At 72.1% G+C, this 24,064-nt stretch carries 1 protein-coding gene; it reads right to left on the reverse strand.

Annotation, left to right across the window (positions count from 1 at the left end; translation table 11 throughout):
• Position 1: 1 nt before the first annotated feature.
• A complete protein-coding gene (locus QF035_RS13160) occupies positions 2–24,028 on the reverse strand; it encodes a type I polyketide synthase (protein ID WP_307520399.1) in 24,027 nt (8,008 codons plus the stop codon).
• Positions 24,029–24,064 lie beyond the last annotated feature (36 nt).

Here is a 24,064-nt window from a genome sequence, read left to right on the forward strand (position 1 = left end):
CTCAAGACGCCCCACCAAATTCCCCGTCGATCAGCTTGAACAGTTCGTCGGCCGTGGCCGACTCCAGTGCGTCGGGTCCGTCGCCGCCCGTGGGACCGACGGTCGCGGCCGCCCACTTCACGGCCAGCGCCTGCAGGCGCCGGTTCACCGTGTCGTCCGGTGCCGCGTCGGCGGCCGCCAGCCGGTCCAGCGCCCGTTCCAGCCGCTCGATCTCGTCGAGAGCCGTGTCGGCGGGCGGTGCCGGGTCCGTGCCGATGTCGTCCGGCGCGGTGTCCGGGGCGACTTCGGCCAGCAGGTGGTCCGCGAGCGCGGCCGGGGACGGATAGTCGAAGACCAGCGTCGCGGGCAGCCGGGTGCCGGTCATGGTGCCCAGCCGGTTGCGCAGTTCGATGGCGGTGAGGGAGTCGAAGCCCAGGTCGTTGAAGGCCTGTTCGGGCTCGATCTCCTGTGCAGAACCGTGCCCGAGGACGGCGGCCGCCTGGCCGCAGACCAGGTCGAGCAGATGGTCGGCGCGGTCCGCGGCGGACAGCGTGCGCAGCCGGTCCGTCAGTGTGGCGGCCGGTTCCACGGCGGCCACTGCCGTGCGCCGTGGTGCGCTGCCCGCGAGCAGGCGCAGCAGCGGCGGTACGGGTCCGGCGGCGAATGCCGCCGGTGAGGTGTTCAGACGCATCGGGAGCAGGGCGGCCTCGTCGACGGAGAGTGCGAAGTCGAAGAGGGCGAGGCCCTCTTCCGCGGTGAGCGGCCGCAGTCCGGCCTGTTCCATGCGTGCGAAGTCGGTCTCGGTGAGGTGTCCGGTCATTCCGCGGTCGGCAACCCACGGGCCCCAGGCGAGGGACACCGCGGGGACGCCTCGGCGGCGGGCCCAGCGGGCGAACTCGTCGAGGAAGGCGTTCGCGGCCGCGTAGTTGGCCTGTCCGGCGCCGCCGAAGGTGCCGGCCGCGCCCGAGAAGAGGACGAATGCCGTGAGATCGGCGCCCTTCGTCAGCTCGTACAGATTGAGCGCCGCATCCGCCTTCGGCCGCAGTGTGGTGTCCAGGCGCTCGGGGGTGAGGGACGGGATGACCCCGTCGTCGACCACCCCGGCCACATGGACGACCGCGGTGAGCGGGTGCTCGGCCGCGATGGTGCCGAGGGTGCGGGCCAGGGCGGCCTGGTCGGCCGCGTCGCAGGCCTCGATCCGTACGGAGGCTCCCAGCTTCTCGAGCTCCGCCCGGAGCTCGGCGGCCCCTTCGGCGGCCGGTCCGCTGCGGCTGGTGAGCAGCAGATGGCGGGCGCCGTACTTCTCGACGAGGTGCCGGGCGACGTAGCGGCCGAGGCCGCCGGTGCCGCCGGTGACAAGCACGGTGCCGTCCGGGTCGGGGCGGGACGGCACGGTGAGCACTACCTTGCCGATGTGCCGGGCCTGGCTGACCTGCCGGTACGCCTCCGGTGCGCGGCGTACGTCCCAGACCGTCAGCGGCAGCGGACGCAGTGCTCCCGCCCCGATGAGCCGGAGCACCTCGGTGAGCATCTCACCGATCCGCTCGGGTCCGGCCTCGATGAGGTCGAAGGCCCCGTAGGTCACGCCCGGGTGCTGCTCCGCGACGCTTTCCGGGCTGCGGATGTCGGTCTTGCCCATCTCCACGAAACGGCCGCCGGTGCTGAGCAGCCGCAGCGAGGCGTCCACGTACTCCCGGGCCAGCGAGTTCAGTACGACGTCGATCCCGCCGCTCCCGGCCACCGAGCGGAAGTGTTCCTCGAAGTGCAGGTCGCGGGAGGAGGCGAGATGGTCGTCGTCGAGGCCGAGGGCGCGCAGGCTGTCGTGCTTGCCCCGGCCGGCGGTGCCGAAGACCTCGGCTCCCAGGTGCCGGGCGAGCTGTACGGCGGCCATGCCGACGCCGCCGGCGGCGGCGTGCACGAGCACCGACTCGCCCGGCCGGAGCTCGGCCAGGTCGACCAGTGCGTAGTACGCGGTGAGGAAGACGACCGGGACAGAGGCGGCCTGTTCGAAGGACCAGCCGTCCGGGATCGGGGCGATCATCCGCCGGTCGGCGACCGCGACCGGCCCGAAGGCCTTGCCGAACATGCCCAGCACCCGGTCGCCCGGCGCGAACCCGGTGACATCCGGGGCCACTTCGGTGATGACGCCCGCCCCCTCGACCCCCATCGGGCCGGGGTCTCCGGGATACATGTCGAGTGCGTTCAGCACGTCCCTGAAGTTGAGGCCCGCGGCGCGCACGGCCACCCGGACCTGGCCGGGGGCGAGCGGTTCCAGCAGTTCGGGGTCAGCGGTCAGGGCGAGGTTCGCCAGGCTGCCGCGGCCCGTGGTGTCCAGCCGCCAGGCCCCGGTGTCCGCCGGGGGCAGCAGCGCGCCGTCCGTGGCGAGCCGTACGAGCCGTGCCGCGCGTATCTCGCCTTCGCGGACGAGAACCTGCGGTTCGTCGGAGTCGAGGAGAGCGGCAAAGAGTTCCGGCAGTGCCTTGGCGGAGCTCTCGGTGTCGTCGAGGTCGACGAGCAGGAACCGGCCGGGGTCCTCCGACTGCGCGGAGCGTACGAAGCCCCACACGGCGGCGGCCGCCGGATCGGCCGGTCCCCCGGGAGCGCCGGCCTCTATGGCACCCCGGGTGACGACTGCGAGGCGCGACGAGGCGAACCGGCTGTCCGCGAGCCAGCGTTGGATCAGTGAGAGGACGCGGACGGTCAGGTCCCGGGTGTCCGCCGCGATGCGGTCGGCCTCGGCGGTATCCGCGCCGGCGTCCGCGCCGGTGGCGTGGGCCTGCCCGCTCAGGCACGGCACGAGGAACACCTCCGGCACCGGTCCGTCGTCGCCCAGTGCGTCCAGGCCGGTGACCGTGCGTGCAGCCAGCGCTTCCGCGAGCCCCAGCGTGTCGGTGCCGAGCACCGCCCAGTCCCGGCCTGCCACCGGGGCTTCGCCGGTCAGCGGCGCCGGCACCCAGTCGAGCCGGAACAGGTCGCGCGGATACGCCGCCGTCCGCGACGGGTTCAGTTGCGCAGCCGATATCTGGCGCATCGCCAAGGAGTCGACCTGGGCGACCGGCCGGCCGGTCCCGTCCGCGATGGACAGGGTCAGCGCATCGGGCCCGGCCTGCGACAGTCTTACGCGAAGACTCGACGCACCTGAGGCGAACAGCGAGACCCCGGACCAGGAGAACGGCAGTCTGCTCCGGCCGCTGCCGTCGAGCGCGACGAAGGTCAGTGCCTGCAGTGCCGCGTCGAGCAGCGGCGGATGCAGCCCGTAGCTCGCGGCCTCGGCCGCGTGCGGCTCGGACAGGGCCACCTCGGCGAACACCTCGTCACCGAGCCGCCACGCCCGGCGCAGCCCCTGGAAGGACGGGCCGTAGGCGAAGCCGCCCTGCCTGTACATCTCGTAGAAGTCGGAGACATCGATGCTCTCGGCACCGGACGGCGGCCAGGCCGCAAGGTCGTAGGAATCCGCCGGGCCGCCGTTTCCGGCGGAGTTGCCGACGAATCCGGTGGCGTGCAGGGTCCAGGGGGTGTCCGGTTCGGCGTCTTCGGGCCGTGCGTGCAGCCGCAGCGGGCGCAGGCCGGACTCGTCCGGCGCGCCGACCAGGAGCTGCAGTTGCACCGCGCCCTCGATGGGCAGCACCAGCGGGGCGGCAAGCGTCAGCTCCTCCACCCGGTCGCAGCCGACCTCGTCGGCCGCCCGGATCGCCAGTTCCAGGAAGGCGGTGCCCGGGAAGAGAATCGTGCCCTTCACCTCGTGGTCGGCCAGCCACGGCAGGTCCCGTACGCCGATCCGCGCGGTGAACAGCTGCCCTTCGTCCCCGGCCAGCGCCACCGCGGCCCCGAGCAGCGGGTGCCCCGCGTCGGCCAGCCCGGCCGCGGACACATCGCCCGTCCGCAGGACCGGCGCCTGCGGCCAGTAGGACTTCCGCTGGAAGGCGTAGGTGGGCAGTTCGGTGACCCGGGCGCCGGTGTGGGCGTAGAGCGCCGCCCAGTCGACGGGGGCGCCGGATGCCCACAGGCGCGCGAGCGCCGCGACGGCGCTGTCGGCTTCCGGGCGCTTGCGCTGCAGCAGGGGTACGGCGAGCGCCTCCTCGTGGGTCTCGGCGAGCGCGCCCACGAGGGTGGCGTCGGGTCCGAGCTCCACGAAGCGGGTGACGCCGAGTGTCCTGAGGTGGGTGATGGCGTCGGCGAAGCGGACGGTGCCGCGCACCTGGTCGGTCCAGTAGGCCGGGGTGAACTCGGTGACCGGTTCGCCGGTCAGGGTGGAGATGACGGGGATCCGCGGGCGTTCGTATGTCAGCTCGGCTGCGGCCTCGGTGAACGCGGCCAGCATCGGGTCCATGAGAACGGAGTGAAAGGCGTGGCTGACCTCCAGCCACCGCCCTCGGTGGCCGGGCAGGGCCGCGGCCACCAACTCGACCGCCTCGCGGGTGCCGGAGAGCACCACCTGGCCGGGGGCGTTCACCGCCGCCACGGAGACGCCCTCGACCAGGAGCGGGGTGACCTCGTCCAGGTTGCCCCGTACCGCCCACATCGCACCGCCCGAAGGCAGCGCCTGCATCAACCCGGCCCGGGCCGCCACAAGTTGGCTCGCATCGGCGAGCGACATGACCCCGGCGACATGCGCGGCGGCCAGCTCACCGACCGAGTGGCCCACCAGGTAGTCCGGTGTGACACCCCACGACTCCAGCAGCCGGAACAGCGCCACCTCAACCGCGAACAACGCCGGCTGCGCCCACCCGGTGTCGCCCAGGGCCTGCGCGTCGGTGAACATCACCTCGCGCAGCGGCCGGTCGAGGAGCTGGTCGAAGTGTGCGCACACCTCGTCCAGGGCCGAAGCGAAGACCGGGAAGGATTCGGCCAACTCGCGGCCCATTCCGAGGCGTTGGCCTCCCTGACCGGAGAACACGAACCCGGTCGGGCCCGCGTGGGCCGTCCCGAACACCGTGTCCGGCGTCGGCTCAGCGGCCGCCAGTGCCCGCAGTTTCGTACGCAGCTCATCCGTGCCGCCGCCGAGGACGACCGCCCGGTGTTCCAGCGCCGCCCGGGTGGTGGCCAGCGACAGACCCACGTCCGCCGCGTCCAGACCGTCCATCCCGGAGTCGAGCTGCCCGGCCTGCGCGGCCAGCGCCGGGCCGGTCTTCGCGGACACCGTCCAAGGGACCACCGGCAGTTCGGTGCGGGGAACGGCAGCAGGGGTCTCGGCCGTGTCCGGTGCCTCCTCGATGATTACGTGCGCGTTCGTGCCGCTGATCCCGAAGGACGACACACCGGCTCGCCTCGGGCGGTCGCCCCGCGGCCAGGGGCGGGCCTCGGACAGCAGTTCCACGGCGCCCGCCGACCAGTCGACGTGCGTCGACGGCTCGCCCACGTGCAGGGTGCTGGGCAGCAGCTCGTGCCGCATCGCCAGCACCATCTTGATCAGCCCGGCCACACCGGCCGCGGCCTGGGTGTGGCCGATGTTCGACTTGACCGAGCCGAGCCACAGCGGCCGGTCCGCCGGCCGGTCCTGGCCGTACGTGGCGAGCAGCGCCTGCGCCTCGATCGGGTCGCCGAGCGTGGTGCCCGTGCCGTGCGCCTCGACCGCGTCGACCTCGGCGGCGGAGAGCCCTGCGGTCGCCAGCGCCTGGCGGATCACCCTCTGCTGGGACGGTCCGTTGGGTGCCGTGAGGCCGTTGGACGCACCGTCCTGGTTGGTGGCGGTGCCGCGCACCACGGCCAGCACCTGGTGGCCGTTGCGGCGGGCGTCCGAGAGGCGTTCGAGGACGAGGACGCCCACCCCCTCGGCCCAGCCGGTGCCGTCGGCGTCGTCGGCGAAGGCCTTGCAGCGGCCGTCGACGGCGAGGCCGTGCTGACGGCTGAAGCTCACGAACGGCGCGGGTGTGGAGATGAGCGTGACACCGCCGGCCAGCGCGAGCTCGCACTCGTCGTTGCGCAGTGCCTGGGCCGCCAGGTGCAGGGCGACGAGCGAGGAGGAGCAGGCCGTGTCGACAGTGACCGCGGGACCCTCCAGGCCCAGGGTGTAGGCGACCCGGCCGGACAGGACGCTACCGGCGTTGCCGGTCATGAAGTAGCCGTCCGCGCCTTGGGGGGCGGCCATCAGCAGGCCTCCGTAGTCGGAGCCGTTGCTGCCGGCGAACATCCCGGTCCGGCTGCCGGCCAGGGACAGCGGATCTATGCCCGCCAGCTCGGTGGCCTCCCAGACGGTCTCCAGGAGCAGCCGCTGCTGCGGGTCCATCGACAGGGCCTCGCGCGGGTTGATGCCGAAGAGCGTGGCGTCGAACTCGCCGATGCCGTCGACGAATCCGCCGTGCCGGGTGTATGTCGTGCCGGCCTTGTCCGGGTCCGGGTCGTAGACCCTCTCGACGTCCCAGCCGCGGTCGGCCGGGAAGTCGGAGATGGCGTCGATGCCCTCGGACAGCAGCCGCCAGTAGTCCTGCGGCGAGGAGACTCCGCCGGGCAGCCGGCAGCTCATGCCGACGATGGCGATCGGGTCCTCGCCCGGGCCGCCCGGCCGGACCGGGGACTGCGGGGTGGCCGGTTCCGGGTCTGTGGCGCCCACCAGTTCCTGCCGCAGATGGCGCACGAGCGCGGTCGGGGTCGGGTGGTCGAAGATCAGCGTCGCGGGCAGCCGCAGCCCGGTGACCAGTCCCAGCCGGTTGCGCAGTTCGACCGCCGTGAGCGAGTCGAAGCCGATGTCGGAGAACACCTGCGTGGGCTCCACGTCGGACGGTGCGGAGAAGCCGAGCACCGCGGCGACATGCCCCCGCACCAGGTCGAGGAGTTCCCGGTCCCGCTCCGCCTCGGTGAGCTGGGCCAGCCGGGCGGCGAGCGAGTCGGAGCTGTCGGTGGCGCCGTCGCCGCCCGCGGCTTCCAGGGCCCGGCGGGCCTCCGGGATTCCGTCGAGGAGCAGGCTGCGCCGGCTCGCCGTGAAGGCGGGCGCGTACGTGTCCCAGTCGATGCCTGCCACGGTGAGCGTGGCCTCCCCGTCGCCGACTGCCTGCCGGAGTACGGCGACTGCGGACTCGGGGGCCAGGGAGCGGATGCCGCCCTTGCGCTGCCGCGCCTCGATGGCGGCGCTGTCCGCCATGCCGGTGTCGGACCAGGGGCCCCAGGCGATGGAGGTGGCGGCGAGGCCCTCGGCCCGCCGGTGTTCGGCGAGGGCGTCGAGGACCGCGTTGGCGGCCGCGTAGTTGGCCTGTCCGGGACCGCCCCAGATACCGGCGGTGGACGCGAACAGGACGAACGCGTCGAGTTCCGTGCCGAGTTCACGGGTGAGCTCGTCCAGGATCAGCGCGGCGTGCGCCTTGGGGGCCATGACGGCGGCGATGCGTTCGGGGCTGAGCGCGTCGAGGATGCCGTCGTCGAGGATGCCCGCCGCGTGCACGACGGCCGTCAGCGGGGTTCCGCCCTCGCCGGCCGGCCCGGTCAGCCCGGTCAGCAGTGCGGCGACCTGCTCGCGGTCGGCCATGTCGCAGGCCGCGAGGGTGACCCGGGCGCCGAGTGTCTCCAGCTCCCGGCCCAGTTCCGGCGCGCCGGGCGCATCGGCGCCGCGGCGGCCGGCGAGCACCACGTGTTCGGCGCCGTTCCCAACCGCCCAGCGGGCCACCCGGGCGCCCAGGGCGCCAGTGCCGCCGGTGATCAGTACCGTGCCGGAGGGCGTCCAGGTCCGGTCCGCTCCGGTGTCGCGCGGTGCGCGGACTAGCCGCCGCCCGAACAGGCCCGAGGCACGCAGTGCGACCTGGTCCTCGCCGGCCTCGGCGATCGCGTTGAGCACGCGCCGCGCGGCCCGCTCATCGGCCTCGGCCGGTACGTCGACCAGTCCGCCCCAGCGGTCCGGGTGCTCCAGGGCGGCCACCCGCCCGAGGCCCCACACCGCCGCCTGGCCGGGCCTGGTCACCGCGTCCCAGCGGGCGACCGAGACCGCCCCGGACGTCAGCGACCACACCGGCGCGTCGAGGTCCGTGTCACCGAGTGCCTGCAGCAGTACGGAGGTGAGCCCGAGCCCCACCGTCAGACCGGGCAGTCTTTCGACCTCACGCTCGTCCCAGGCCAGCAACGACACGACCCCTGCGATCTCGTCGAGGTCGTCGAGCCCGGCGAGCAGACCGGCGAGTGTCGGCCGGTCCAGCTCGCTCTCGCCCAGCCGCAGTGGCCGGGGGGTGCCGCCCCGCGCGCTCAGCTCCGCGGAGATCGCGTCCGCCCAGGGCTGGGCGGCCTCGCCGTCGGGCGTCACCACCAGCCAGTTCCCGGTCACCGGCAGCGCGTCCGCGGCGGTCAGCGGCGTCCAGCCCACCCGGTAGCGCCAGGAGTCGGTGGTGTCCTGTTCGCGCTGCTTGTGACGCCATTCGGCCAGGGCAGGCAGCAGCGGATCAAGTACAGCGACGTCCGTGCCCAACGTGCCGGCCAGAGCATCCACGTCGGCACGCTCCACCGCCGCCCAGAACTCACGCTCGGCCACGCTCCCCTCGTCGGACACGACCACGGCCTCGACAGGCAACTCCGGCCAGTAGACCTGGCGCTGGAAGGCATAGGTGGGCAGGTCGACGAGGGCGGGACGCGTGGCCGGGAAGGCCTTCGCCCAGTCAACGTCAACGCCGCGCACCCACAACTCGGCCGCGCCGGCGAGAAACCGGTCCAGGCCGCCGTCATCACGGCGCAGAGACCCGGCGACAATGCCCTCGTCCACCATCTCCTCGACGGAGCCGGTCAGCACCGGGTGCGAGGACACCTCCACAAACACGCCGAAGCCGTCCTCGACCAGTTTCCCGACAGCCTCCGCGAAACGAACACGGGAGCGCAGATTCGTGAACCAGTAATCGCCGTCCATGGTCAGCGGGTCGGCGAAGCCGGCGGTGACCGTGGACAGCAGCGGAATGTCTCCCGCGCGTGGAGTGATCCCGCCCAGCTCCTCGGCCAGGTCCGCCCTGAGGACGTCCATCGCCGGGGAGTGCGAGGCGTAGTCGACAGCGATGCGCCGTGCCCGGATCCCCAGCCCCCCGCACTCGGCGACCACTTCCCCGACCGCGGCGACCTCACCGGAGATCACCACCTGCGAAGGCCCGTTGACGGCTGCGATCGCGACACGGTCCCCGAAGAGTTCCTCGGCCTGCTCGGCGGGGATCCCGACCGAGGCCATGGTGCCTTCACCACTGGCCACCGCCGCGATCGCCGCGGCACGGGCCACAACCACATGCAGCGCGTCCTCCAGCGACAGCACTCCGGCCACATACGCCGCGGCGATCTCACCCTGCGAATGCCCCACCACCGCCGCCGGCTCAACCCCGTACGACCGCCACAACGCCGCCAACGCCACCATCACCACGAACGACGCAGGCTGCACCACATCCACCCGCTCCAACGACGGCGCACCGTCCACGCCACGCAGCACACCAGTGACCGACCAGTCCACCAGACCCGCCATTGCGGCCTCGCACTCAGCCACCACCCCCGCGAACACCGCAGATTCATCCAGGAGCTGGGCACCCATGGCCGTCCACTGCGCCCCCTGACCGGGGAAGACGAACGCCGTACGGCCGACCGGCCCGCTCACTCCGGACACAACCTGCGCCGAGGGCTCACCCACCGCCAGCGCCGCCAGCCCCGCCGCGTACGACCCCGTCACCACCGCCCGATGCTCAAACCGCGCACGGGTCGTCGCCAACGACCACCCCACACCCACCGGACCGGCCTCGCCGGTCAACTGTCCCAGTACCGAGGCCTGACCCCGCAGAGCGGCGCCGCTTCGGCCGGACAGGATCCACGGCACCACCGACGGCGGCTCGGGGGACGACGCCTCGGCAGCCGCCTCGGGGGCGTCCTCCGGGGCCTCCTCCAAGATCACATGTGCGTTCGTCCCGCTCATACCGAACGCCGACACACCCGCACGCCGCGGACGACCCTCCTCACCCGGCCACTGACGCGCCTCGGACAACAGCTCCACCGCACCCGCATCCCAGTCCACATGCGAAGAAGGCATGCCCACATGCAGCGACTTCGGCATCACTCCGTGCCGCATCGCCTGCACCATCTTGATCAGTCCGGCCACCCCGGCCGCCGCTTGGGAGTGCCCGATGTTCGACTTGATGGAGCCCAGCCACAGCGGCCGGTCCTCCGGCCGCTCCTGGCCGTAGGTGGCGAGCAGCGCCTGGGCCTCGATCGGGTCCCCGAGCGAGGTGCCCGTGCCGTGGGCCTCGACCACGTCCACGTCCGCGGGGGTCAGCCGTGCGTTGGCCAGCGCCTGCCGGATCACCCGCTGCTGAGAGGGACCGTTCGGCGCCGTCAGACCGTTCGACGCACCGTCCTGGTTCACCGCACTGCCGCGCACCACCGCCAGCACCCGGTGCCCGTTACGCCGGGCGTCCGACAGCCGCTCCAGGAGGAGCATGCCGACGCCTTCGGCCCAGGCCGCCCCGTCGGCGTCCTCCGAGAACGGCTTGGAGCGGCCGTCCTCGGCGAGCGCACGCTGCCGGCTGAACTCGATCAGTGAGATCGGTGTGGACATGACGGTCACACCGCCGGCGAGCGCCATGGTGCAATCGCCCTCCCGCAGCGCCTGGCAGGCGGAGTGCAGCGCGACCAGGGACGAGGAGCAGGCGGTGTCGATGGTGAGGGCGGGACCTTCGAGACCGAAGGAGTATGCGACCCGGCCGGACAGGACGCTGGGTGAGTTGCCGGTGCCGAGGAAGCCCTCGAAGCTCTCCTTGGCCGCGGCGAGCAGGCCGCCGTAGTCCTGGTAGGTCACACCGGCGAAGACTCCGGTGCTGCTGCCGCGCATCGCGTGGACGTCGAGGCCCGCGTGCTCCATCGCCTCCCAGGAGATCTCGAGGAGCAGCCGCTGCTGCGGATCCATCGCGATGGCCTCACGCGGGCTGATCCCGAAGAACGTGGCGTCGAACTGGCTCGCGTCGTGCAGGAACCCGCCCTCGTGGACGTAGCAGGTGCCGGGGTTGTCCGGGTCCGGGTCGTACAGCGCCTCCAGGTCCCAGCCGCGGTCGGTCGGGAAGCCGGAGATCGCGTCGGTGCCGTCGGCGACGAGCTGCCAGAGCTCCTGGGCGGTGCTCACGCCACCGGGGTAGCGGCAGCTCATGCCGATGATGGCGATGGGCTCGTCGGATCCGGCGGCCGTCCTGGCCCGGGCCGCCGGCGCCGCGGCGGGCTCCGGCCCGCCGAGCAGTTCGTCAAGGAGGTGATCGACCAGGGCGCGCGGTGTGGGGTGGTCGAAGACGAGTGTCGCGGGCAGCCGCAGGCCGGTCTCCTCGCCAAGTGCCTCGCGCAGTTGGACGGCGGTGAGGGAGGTGAAGCCGAGGTCGCGGAAGGCGAGGTTTTCGTTCATCGCCTGGGTGGCGGGCTGGTCGAGCACGATCGCGGCCCGGCGGCGCACGATCTCCAGCAGGGCGCCGCGCTGTTTGTCCTGAGGGAGGGCGGCCAGCCGGTCCCGGAGTGCCTGCCCGCCGCCGGACACGGCCGCGGCGGCCTTGCGGCGTGCGGGGAGGCGGGGCGCGGGGGTCTCGGCGTCGGCCGGCTCCCCGGCGAGGGCGTCCGCTCCCGCACTCGCAGCCGCGTTGGCTTCCGGCTTCTCAGCCGCTTCGGCGGGTGCGGAGAACGGGGCGCCGTCGTAGGGCCGCAGCGTCAGCGCGTCGGCGGTCAGGACAAGGTCGCCCGAGGTGTCCGCGACAGTGACGGTGTACGAGCCCTCCGCCGTGCCCGGCACGACCGCGACGCGCAGCATGGAGGCGCCGGCCGCGTGCAGGGTCACCCCGCTCCAGACGAACGGCAGCCGTTGGCCACCGGCCTCCTGCTCGTCGTACGACAGGATCTGGAGCGCGGCGTCGAGCACGGCCGGGTGGAGGCCGAACCGGTCGGCCTCGGCACGGAATTCGTCGCCCAGCGCGACCTCGGCGAACAGTGCGCCGTCCCGCCGCCACACCGCGGTCAGCCCCTGGTAGATCTCTCCGTAGGAGAAGCCGCTCTCGGCGCGGGCGGGGTAGTGGCCGTCGATGTCGACCGGGGTGGCGCCGGCAGGCGGCCAGGCGGTGAGTCCGGTGTGCCGCTGTTCGTGCGCGGTCCCGAGGACGCCGCTCGCATGGCGGGTCCACGGCCGTCCGTCGGTACGGGAGCTGATGCGGAAGGAACGGCTGCCGGCGTGGTCCGCGGGGTCGACGAGGATCTGCACCTGGACCGGCTGCCGCTCCGGCAGGACCAGGGGCGCTTCCAGGACGAGTTCCTCGACCAGGCCGCAGGACAGCTGGTCACCGGCCCGGACGGCGAGCTCCACATATCCGGTGCCGGGAAACACCGCCTCACCCGCCACCTGGTGCTCGGCGAGCCACGGATGCGTACGGGCGGAGATCCGGCCGGTGAAGACGTGTCCGCCGCCGTCGGAGAGTTCCACGGCCGCGCTCAGCAGCGGGTGCTTGAGCGGATCCGCTCCGATGGCACCGACGTGCGAGGGGCCCGAGGCGCCGTCCAGCCAGTAGCGCTGGTGCTGGAAGGCGTAGGTGGGGAGGTCGGTGGTCTGCGCGCCGGTGGGAGCGAAGAGAGCCGGCCAGTCGAATTCGGCGCCGTCCGTCCAGAGCAGGGCCAGGGCCGTGACGGCGGTGACGGGTTCGGGGCGTTCGCGGTGCAGGGCGGGGACGGCGAGGGCGCCTTCGTACGTCTCGCCGATCGCGCCGATCAGAGCCGCGTCGGGGCCAAGTTCGAGGAAGCGGGTGACACCGAGTCCCTTGAGCCGGGTGATGGCGTCCGCGAAGCGGACGGTGCCGCGGACCTGGTCCACCCAGTAGGCCGGGGTGAACTCCGCGACCCGCTCGGCGGTGAGCGTCGACACGATCGGGATACGCGGGCTGTCGTACGTCAACTCGGCCGCAGCCGCGGTGAAGTCGGCCAGCATCGGGTCCATCAGGGCAGAGTGGAAGGCGTGGCTGACGTCCAGCCGGCGGCCCTCCCGGTCCGACAGCCCGGCGGCCACGGCCTCGACGGCCTCGCGGGTGCCGGAGAGGACCACCTGACCGGGGGCGTTGACCACCGCCACGGAGACACCCTCGACCAGCAGAGGAGTGACCTCGTCCAGCGAAGCCCGTACCGCCCACATCGCTCCACCGGCGGGCAGCGCCTGCATCAACCCGGCCCGCGCGGAGACGAGTTGGCAGGCATCGGCCAACGACAGCACCCCGGCCACATGTGCGGCGGCCAGCTCGCCCACGGAATGACCGACCAGGTAGTCCGGCCTGACACCCCACGACTGCACCAATCGGAACAACGCCACCTCGACCGCGAACAGGGCAGGCTGCGCCCACCCCGTGTTGTCCAGGGCCTCCGCGTCGGTGAACATCACCTCACGCAGGCCGTCGAAGTACGCGCACACCTCGTCCAGGGCCTGCGCGAAGACCGGGAACGCCTCCGCCAACTCACGTCCCATACCAACCCGTTGACCACCCTGACCGGAGAACACAAACCCGGTCAGACCGGCGCGCGCCACTCCCGACACCATCCCCGACACCGGCTCACCGACCGCCAGAGACTCCAGCCGCGTGCGCAACTCGTCCGCGGTACCGCCGAGGACGACCGCCCTGTGCTCCAGGGACGACCGGGTGGTGGCGAGCGAGAGACCCACATCCGCCGCATCCAGTCCCACCACCCCGGAGGCCAGCCGATCGGCCTGCGCGGCCAGGCCCTCCGCCGAGCGCGCCGATACGGCCCACGGCACGACAGGCAGCACGGCCCGAGGAGCGGGGGCAGTGATCCCGGCGGTCTCCGGCGCCTCTTCGAGGATGACGTGGGCGTTGGTGCCGCTGACGCCGAAGGCGGAGACACCCGCGCGCCTCGCCCGCTCGCCACGCGGCCACTCCCGTGTCTCGGAGAGCAGTTCGACCGCACCGGCCGACCAGTCCACGTGCGTGGACGGGGTGTCCGCGTACAGCGTCCTGGGCAGCTCGCAGTGCCGCAGCGCGAGCACCATCTTCATGACGCCGGCGACACCGGCGGCAGCCTGCGTGTGTCCGAGGTTGGATTTGACGGAGCCGAGCCACAGCGGCCGGCCCTCGGGCCGGTCCTGACCGTACGTGGCCAGCAGCGCCTGCGCCTCGATCGGGTCCCCGAGCGAGGTTCCCGTACCGTGCGCCTCCACCACGTCCACGTCCGCAGGCGTCAGCCGCGAGTTCGCCAGCGCCTGCCGGATCACCCGCTGCTGAGAGGGACCGTTCGGCGCCGTCAGACCGTTCGACGCACCGTCCTGGTTCACCGCACTGCCGCGTACCACGGCGAGCACGCGATGCCCGTTGCGCTGCGCGTCCGACAACCGCTCCACCAGGAGCAGGCCGACGCCCTCGCTCCAGCCGGTGCCGTCGGCTTCGTCGGAGAAGGCCTTGCAGCGGCCGTCGGTGGCGAGGCCGCCCTGGTGGGCGAAGTCGATGAAGGCGTCCGGGCCGGCGATGACCGTGACACCGCCCGCCAGGGCGAGCGAGCACTCCCCCGAGCGCAGCGCCTGCACTGCGAGGTGGAGGGCCACGAGCGAGGACGAGCAGGCCGTGTCGACGGTGACCGCCGGGCCTTCGAGGCCCAGAGCGTACGAGATCCGGCCGGACAGGACGCTGCCCGAGTTCCCGGTGATCAAGTGTCCGCCGACGCCGTCGGGAACCTCGTTCACCTTGTTGAGGTAGCCGGAGCTGCCGGCTCCGACGAAGACTCCGACCTTGTCGCCCTTCAGTGACAGCGGGGGAATGCCCGCGCGTTCCAGGGACTCCCAGGCGACTTCGAGCAGCAGCCGCTGCTGCGGGTCCATGGCCAGCGCCTCCCGCGGCGAGATGCCGAAGAAGGCGGCGTCGAAGCCCGCGGCGTCGGCGAGGAAGCCGCCTTCGCGGGTGAACGAGGAGCCGGCGGCGTCGAGGGCGTCCAGTTCCCAGCCGCGGTCGGTGGGGAACGGGGTGATGGCGTCGGCCGCTCCGGAGAGCAGCTGCCACAGGCTCTCCGGGTCGGTGGCGCCGCCGGGGAAGCGGCAGCCCATCGCCACGATGGCGACCGGCTCGTCGAGGACCGCGTGCGCGGCTTCAACGGCCTCGGGCCGCTGCTCCGTACCCATCAGTTGGTCTACAAGGAAGTCGGTGAGCGTCGCCGCGGTCGGGTGGTCGAAGACCAGGGTGGCGGGCAGGGACAGTCCGGTCACCACGCGCAGCCGGTCGCGGAACTCGACGGCGGTGAGCGAGTCGAACCCCAGGTCGCGGAAGGCACGCTCCGGTTCGATCGCCTCGCTGCCCGGGTGGCCCAGGGCTGCCGCGGACTCGCCGCGGACGAGTTCGAGGATCCGGCGGCGCCCATCCCGCTCGTCCAGGTCGCGCAGCTGCTCCCGCAGGGCGGCCGCGGTGTGGTTCCGGTCGTCGGCCGCTTCGGCCGGCGCGGTGTCGAACTCGGCGAACAGCGCGGCGGCCCGCCGCACCGTGAAGGTCGGCAGGAAGCGGTCCCAGTCGACGTCCACGACCGATATGCAGGGCTCGTCGCCGGACAGCGCGAGGTCCAGCGCGGCCAGTGCGTCCTTGGGCGACAGGGCCGGCAGGCCGCGCCTGCGCAGGTCGTCCCTGGCTCCCTCGGCGGCGGCCATGCCACCGCCGTCCCACGGGCCCCAGGCCAGCGAGGTGGCGGCCTTGCCCTGCGCGTGGCGCCGGGTCGCGAGGGCGTCGAGGCAGGCATTGGCGGCCGCGTATCCGCTCTGGCCGCCGCTGCCCCAGGTGGCGGCGATGGAGGAGTAGAGCACGAACGCGTCGAGGTCGCGGTCGCCGAGCAGCGCGTCGAGGTTCGCCGCCCCGGCCGCCTTCGCACCCAGCATCACGGCGAGGTCCTCGACGGTCGAGTCGCTCAGCGCCACGGCCTGGGTCAGGCCCGCGGTGTGGAAGACGGACCGGATCGCGGGCCCTTCGGCCTCGATCCGGGCGACGGCCTCCGCGAGGGCCGTACGGTCTGCGAGGTCGCAGCCGGCGAAGGTGACGGCCGCGCCCAGCGCTTCCAGTTCCGCGCGCAGTTCGGGGGCGCCGGGGGCCTCGTCACCGCGGCGGCTCACGAGGGCGATGTGCTCCGCTCCACGGTCCACCGCCCAGCGGGCGATCCACGCGCCCAGGGCGCCGGTGCCGCCGGTGATCAGGACGGTGCCGGAGGGAGTCCATCCGGCGCCCGCGTTCTCCAGGGGCGCAGGCAGCAGCCGGCGTCCGAGGACCACCCCGCCGCGCACGGCCAGTTGGTCCTCGCCCGTGACGTCGGAGGCCAGTACCTCCACCAGCCGGGCGACGGCACCACCCTCGGGCCGGTCCGGCACATCGGCGAGGCCGCCCCAGCGCTCCGGGTCCTCCAGGGCGGCCACCCGGCCGAGGCCCCAGACGCCCGCCCGCGCCGGATGCGTCAGCTCGTCACCAGGGCCGGTGGACACCGCACCTGAGGTGACGGCCCAGAACGGGGAGTTCACCTCGGCGTCGGCGAGTGCCTGCACAAGCGTGGCAGTGGCCGTCAGGCCGAGCGTGAGGCCGGGCCGGCCGGTGTGTTCGCGCTCGTCCTGGCCGAGGAACGACACCACCCGCGTGCAGTCGGCGAACTCGGCGAGGCGAGCGGCCAGGGCCGCCCGGTCGAGGTCGGCCGACTCCAGCCGCAGTCGCGTCGCCCGTGCCCCGCGCGCTGCCAGCTCTTCGGCGAGGGCTGCTGCCCAGGGGGTGTCGATGTCCACGGACTCGACGATCAGCCAACTGCCCGACGGTTCCGGGTTGTTGGTGGGTCCGGTCGGCGTCCAGCCGATCCGGTAGCAGAGCCGGTCGGCGTCGGCGAGCTGCTGCCGGCGGTGCTGCCACGTGCCGAGGGCGGCCAGCACATCACGCGGATCGGCATCGGGCGCGACACCGAGCGAGTTCGTGAAAGCTTCCAGGTCACCGCCCTCGATGATCTCCCAGAAGGCGGCGTCCGCGGTGGCCTTCTCGGCCGGTCGGGGCTGCGGCCAGTGGCGCTGGTGGTGGAAGGCGTAGGTGGGGAGGTCGGTGATTCGGGCGGGGGTGGGGGCGTAGAAGGCGGTCCAGTCGACGTCGGTGCCGTCGGCCCAGAGGCGGGCCAGGGCGGTGATGGCGGTGACCGGTTCGGGGCGTTTGCGGGTGAGGGCCGGGACGGCGAGGGCCTGTTCGTGGGTTTCGCCGATTGCGCCGATCAGGCTCGCGTCGGGACCAAGCTCCACGAAACGGCTCACGCCGAGATCCTTCAGGCGGGTGATGGCATCGGCGAAACGGACCGTGCCACACACCTGATCCGCCCAGTACACCGGGGTGAACTCGGTGACCGGTTCCCCGGTGAGGGTGGAGATGATCGGTATCTGGGGACTGCCGTACGTCAACTGGGATGCGGCCTGGGTAAACGCGGCCAGCATCGGGTCCATCAGGGCCGAGTGGAAGGCGTGACTGACCTCCAGCCAGCGCCCCTGACGGCCGGGCAGGGCCGCCGCGACTGTTTCGACGGCCTCGCGGGCCCCGGAAAGCACCACCTGACCGGGAGCATTCACCGCCGCCACCGACACACCCTCGACCAGCAAGGGGGCGACCTCATCCACCGTCGCCCGCACCGCCCACATCACACCACCGGCAGGCAGCGCCTGCATCAACCCCGCCCGCACGGCAACCAGTTGACAGGCGTCGGCCAACGACAGCACCCCGGCCACATGCGCGGCAGCCAGCTCACCAACCGAATGACCGACCAGATAGTCCGGCCTGACACCCCACGACTCCACCAGCCGGAACAACGCCACCTCGACCGCGAACAGGGCAGGCTGCGCCCACCCCGTCCCCTTCAACGCCTCCGCGTCGGTGAACATCACCTCACGCAGCGGCCGGTCCAGCAGACCATCGAAGTGTCCGCACACCTCACCCAGAGCCGCCGCGAAGACCGGGAACGCTGCCGCCAACTCCCTGCCCATACCAACCCGCTGACCACCCTGACCCGAGAACACAAACCCCGTCAGACCAGTACGGGCAACCACGGGTGCCGACTCGCCGGCCGCCAGCGCAGCCAGTTGCGTACGCAGCTCATCCGTGTCACTGCCCAGGACAACCGCCCGATGCTCCAGCGCGGCCCGAGTCGTCGCCAACGACAAACCGACATCCACCGCAGCCAGACCATCGACCCCAGACAGCAGTCGCCCGGCCTGCGCCTCCAACCCCTCGGCCGACTTCGCCGACACCACCCACGGCACCACCGGCAGCCGCAGCTCACCCCGGGGGCGCTCCGGCTCGGCGGGTGCCTCCTCGATGATCACGTGCGCGTTCGTGCCGCTGACCCCGAAGGACGACACCCCGGCACGGCGAAGCCGTTCCGTGCGCGGCCACTCACGTGCCTCGGACAACAGCTCCACCGCACCGGCCGACCAGTCCACATGCGAAGACGGCATACCCACATGCAGCGACCGGGGCAGTTCTCCGTGCCACATGGCGAGGATCATCTTCAGGATGCCGGCGACACCGGCCGCCGCCTGGGTGTGCCCGATGTTCGACTTCACCGAGCCCAGCCACAGCGGCCGCTCCGCCGGCCGGTCCTGCCCGTACGTGGCCAGCAGCGCCTGCGCCTCGATCGGATCGCCCAGCATGGTTCCCGTGCCATGCGCCTCGACAGCGTCCACGTCCTGCGCGGACAGCCCGGCATTGGCCAACGCCGCCCGGATCACCCGCTGCTGCGAGGGACCGTTCGGCGCGGTCAGACCATTGGAGGCACCATCCTGGTTCACCGCACTACCGCGGACGACCGCCAGCACACGATGACCCTTGCGCCGCGCGTCCGACAACCGCTCCAGCACGAGAACACCGACGCCCTCGCCCCAGCCCGTACCGTCCGCATCATCCGAGAACGCCTTGCACCGCCCGTCCCCGGCCAGCCCACCCTGCCGCTCGAACTCGACGAACGCGCCCGGCGTCGACATCACCGTCACCCCACCCGCAAGAGCGAGATCGCACTCACCCGACCGCAGCGACTGCGCGGCCAGGTGCACGGCCACGAGAGAGGAGGAACAGGCCGTGTCGACCGTGACCGCGGGACCCTCCAGGCCCAACGCGTACGACACCCGGCCCGACAGGACGCTGCCCGAACTCCCCGTACCGGCGTAGCCGTCCCCCGATTCCCCGGCCAGCGCCAGCAGCGCCGGATAGTCCTGCCCGTTCGTACCCGCGAAGACTCCGACCGGGAGGCCACGCAAGGACATCGGGGCGATGCCCGCGCGCTCCAAGGACTCCCAGGAGGTTTCCAGGAGCAGTCGCTGCTGCGGATCCATGGCGAGGGCCTCGCGCGGCGAGATCCCGAACAGACCGGCATCGAAATCAGCCGCGCCCTCGACGAACCCGCCCACCCGCGCGTAGTCGCCGACCCCGGCCAGGTTTCCGATCACATCCCAGCCCCGGTCCACGGGGAAGGCGCCCATGGCATCCACGCCGTCCGCCAGTAGGGACCACAGGCCCTCGGGCGAATCCGCCCCGCCCGGGAGACGGCAGCCCATGCCCACCACGACCACCGGATCGTCACCCGTGGCCGTGGCAACCGGCACCAGAGCCCGTGCCGAGGTCTCCTCGGTTCCACCGAACAGGCGGGCCAGCAGCTGGTCGGTCAGCGCCGCTACGGACGGATAGTCGAACACGACGGTCGAGGGGAGTCTGAGCCCAGCGGTGGTGGCCAGGGCGTTGCGCAGTTCCACCGCCATCAACGAGTCGACGCCGAGTTCACGGAACGCCGTGGACATTCCGATCGCTGTTGGGTCCTCGAAGCCGAGTACCGCCGCGGCCAGGCCCCGTACGGTCTCCTTGAGTGTCGACCGGCGAACCGCCGGCGACAGTCCGGCGAGCCGTTCCTTCAGTCCGCCGCCGGCCGACACCGGTCGGCTGACGGCGCCCGGCGCGACTTCGTCCCACAGACGGCTCGCCCGCAACGCGGTCATTCCGGGAACAAGGCGTCCCCAGTCCACGTCCGCGACCGTCAGACAGCCTGCTGCGGAGTCCAGGACACCGAGGGCGACTTCGGGATCCAGCGGGGTCAGACCACCGCGTCCGACACGAGCCAGCACCGTCTCATCGGCCGCCATACCGCCCTCGGCCCACGGACCCCACGCGATCGACGTACCCACCAAGCCCTGGGCCCGCCGATGCTCCACCAACGCATCCAACACAGCATTCGCCGCCGCATACGAACCCTGACCAGCACCACCCCACACACCAGCCGCCGAAGAGAACACAACGAACGCATCCAACTCCCGCTCACCCACCGCCCGGTGCAGATTCCACGCCGCACCCGCCTTCGGCGCCCACACACCAGCGATCCGGTCAACCGTCAGACCATCGACCACCCCGTCATCCAGCACACCCGCCGCATGCACCACCGCCGAGACCTCGAAACGGTCAAAGAGCGCCTCCACGTCCTCCCGCACGCCCACATCACAAGCCACCACATCAACCTCGGCACCCAACACACCCAGCTCATCGCACAGTTGAGGGGCTCCCTCGGATTCCATGCCACGGCGGCCCACCAGCACCACATGCCCGGCACCCCGCTCCACCGCCCAACGCGCCACCCGAGCACCCAACGCACCCAGACCACCAGTGACCAACACCGTCCCCGACGGAGTCCACGCCCCGGCCTCCGACACCGGTCCCGCAGACATCAGCCGACGAGCCAGCACTCCACCACCCCGCACCGCCAGCTGATCCTCATCCCCACCACCACCGGCCAACACCTCCACCAGCCGGACAACCGCGCCGCCCTCGGGCCGGTCCGGCACATCCACCAGACCGCCCCACCGCCCCGGCTCCTCCAAGGCCACCACCCGGCCCAGACCCCACACACCCGCCCGCACCGGATGCAACACCTCATCACCAGGCTGCGCAGACACCGCACCCGACGTCACCGACCACACCCGGCAGTCCAGACCCGCATCAGCCACCGCCTGCACCAACACCGCCGTCGCCACAACACCACGATGACCCGCATCGTCCTGCCCCAGGAAGGAAACGATCCGACCGCCGTCCGCAACCTCCGCCAACCGCCCGGCCAGCACGGCCCGGTCCAGATCCGTCGCCCCCAGCCGCAGCCGCACCGGCCGCACGCCCCGTGACGACAACTCCTCAGCCAGCGCCGCTGCCCATGGGTCGTCGCCGGCAGCCGGCTCGACGATCAGCCAACCACCCGACACATCAACGCCATTGACGGGCCCCAGGGGTGTCCAGGAGACCTCGTACCTCAGTTTGCCGGCCGCCGAGCGCTCGTGACGTCGCCGTTGCCAGGCCGAAAGCGCCGGCAAGGTCTCCCGTAGCGGTGCCTCCAGATCGACGCCGAACTCCGTGGCAAACACATCCGGATCACTCTGCTCGACCGCGTCCCAGAACCTGGCGTCGGCGGACACGACGGTGGGCAGCCGCCGGACACTTGGCCAGTACCTCTGACGCTGGAAGGCGAAGGCCGGCAGGCCGACGACGGCCGCGCCGGTCGGAGCGAAGAACGCCGACCAGTCGACCCGGCCACCCTCCGCCCACAGACGGCCCAGAACGGTGATCGCCGTGGCCGGCTCGGGCCGGTCCCGGCGCAGCAACGACACCGCGAACGCCTCATCATCGGTCGCCTCACCGATCGCGCCGACCAGGCTCGCGTCGGGACCGAGCTCCACGAAACGGCTCACGCCGAGATCCTTCAGGCGGGTGATGGCATCGGCGAAACGGACCGTGCCACGCACCTGATCCGCCCAGTACGCCGGGGTGAACTCCTCGATCAGCTCACCCGTCAGCGTCGACACGATGGGCAGCTCGGCCCTTCGCATCTCGATGCCTTCGGCCGCCCGCCCGAACTCTTCGAGCATCGGGTCCATCAGGGCCGAGTGGAAGGCGTGACTGACCTCCAGCCACCGGCCCTGACGGTCGGGCAGGGCCGCGGCCACCGTCTCGACGACCTCGCGAGTACCGGAGAGGACCACCTGTCCGGGGGCGTTCACCGCAGCCACCGAGACACCCTCGACCAGCAAGGGGGCGACCTCATCCACCGTTGCCCGGACCGCCCACATCACACCACCGGCAGGCAGCGCCTGCATCAACCCCGCCCGCGCGGAGACCAGTTGGCAGGCATCGGCCAACGACATCACGCCGGCCACGTGCGCGGCAGCCAACTCACCGACCGAATGACCGATGAGGTAGTCGGGCGTGACGCCCCACGACTCCAGCAGCCGGAACAACGCCACCTCGACCGCGAACAGGGCAGGCTGCGCCCACCCCGTCCCCTTCAACGCCTCCGCATCAGCGAACATCACCTCACGCAGCGGCCGGTCCAGCAGACCATCGAAGTGTCCGCACACCTCATCCAGAGCCGCCGCGAAGACCGGGAACGCCTCCGCCAACTCCCTGCCCATACCAACCCGCTGACCACCCTGACCCGAGAACACAAACCCCGTCAGACCAGTACGGGCAACCACGGGTGCCGACTCGCCGGCCGCCAGCGCAGCCAGTTGCGTACGCAGCTCATCCGTGTCACTGCCCAGGACAACCGCCCGATGCTCCAGCGCGGCCCGAGTCGTCGCCAACGACAAACCGACATCCACCGCAGCCAGACCATCGACCCCAGACAGCAGTCGCCCGGCCTGCGCCACCAACCCCTCGGCCGACTTCGCCGACACCACCCACGGCACCACCGGCAGCACGAGCTCCGGCGCCGTGTCCGCGGTTTCCTCGGCGGCGGGTTCCTCTTCGAGGATGACGTGTGCGTTCGTACCGCTGACCCCGAAGGCGGAGACACCGGCGCGCCTCGGCCGGTCGCCGGGCGCCCACTCGCGCGCCTCGGACAGCAGCTCCACCGCTCCCGCCGACCAGTCCACGTGCGAAGACGGCGTCTGCGCGTACAGTGACTTGGGCATGAGTCCGTGCCGCAGCGCCAGGACCATCTTGATCACACCGGCGACACCGGCCGCCGCCTGGGTGTGCCCGATGTTCGACTTCACCGAGCCCAGCCACAGCGGCCGCTCCGCCGGCCGGTCCTGCCCGTACGTGGCCAGCAGCGCCTGCGCCTCGATCGGATCGCCCAGCGTCGTGCCCGTGCCATGCGCCTCCACGACATCCACCTCGGACGCCGACAGGCGGGCGTTCGCCAACGCCGCCCGGATCACCCGCTGTTGGGAGGGACCGTTCGGCGCGGTCAGACCATTGGAGGCACCATCCTGGTTCACCGCACTACCGCGGACGACCGCCAGCACACGATGACCCTTGCGCCGCGCGTCCGACAACCGCTCCAGCACGAGAACACCGACACCCTCGCCCCAGCCCGTACCGTCCGCATCGTCCGAAAACGCCTTGCACCGCCCGTCCCCGGCCAGCCCACCCTGCCGCTCGAACTCGACGAACGCGGCCGGAGTGGTCATCACGGTGACGCCGCCGGACAGGGCGAGTGAGCACTCGCGCGAGCGCAGGGCCTGGCAGGCCAGGTGCAGGGCAACGAGCGAGGAGGAGCAGGCGGTGTCGACCGTGACGGCGGGGCCCTCGAGGCCGAGAGCATAGGACAGGCGGCCGGAGAGGACGCTGCCCGAACTGCCCGTCATCACATAGCCGTCGACGCCGTCGGCGGCGGTGATGAGGGTGTCGTAGCCGGAGGGGGAACCGCCCACGAAGACGCCGACCTTCTCGCCCTTCTTCGACATCGGGGCTATGCCCGCGCGCTCCAGCGCTTCCCAGGAGGTTTCCAGGAGCAGTCGCTGCTGCGGATCCATCGCGAGGGCCTCGCGCGGCGAGATCCCGAACAGGGCCGCGTCGAAGTCGGCGACGTCGGGCAGGAATCCGCCTCGGGTGGCAGGTCCGACGCCGGGCAGGGTGAGGTCCCAGCCGCGGTCCGGCGGGATCGGACCCATGGCGTCGATGCCGTCCTCGACAAGCCGCCACAGATCGTCCGAGGAGCGCACGCCGCCCGGGAAGCGGCAGTTCATGGCCACGATGGCGATGGGTTCGCGGGCCGCGTCCTCCACCTCACGGAGCCGCTGACGGGTCTCGTGAAGATCGGCCGTCGTCCACTTGAGGTAGTCGCGAAGCTTGTCCTCGTTCACTTACGGACCGTCTCCTGTTGGCGTCGCCAAGGGAGT

The sequence above is a fragment of the Streptomyces umbrinus genome, assembly GCF_030817415.1.
Classification (GTDB): Bacteria; Actinomycetota; Actinomycetes; order Streptomycetales; family Streptomycetaceae; genus Streptomyces; species Streptomyces umbrinus_A.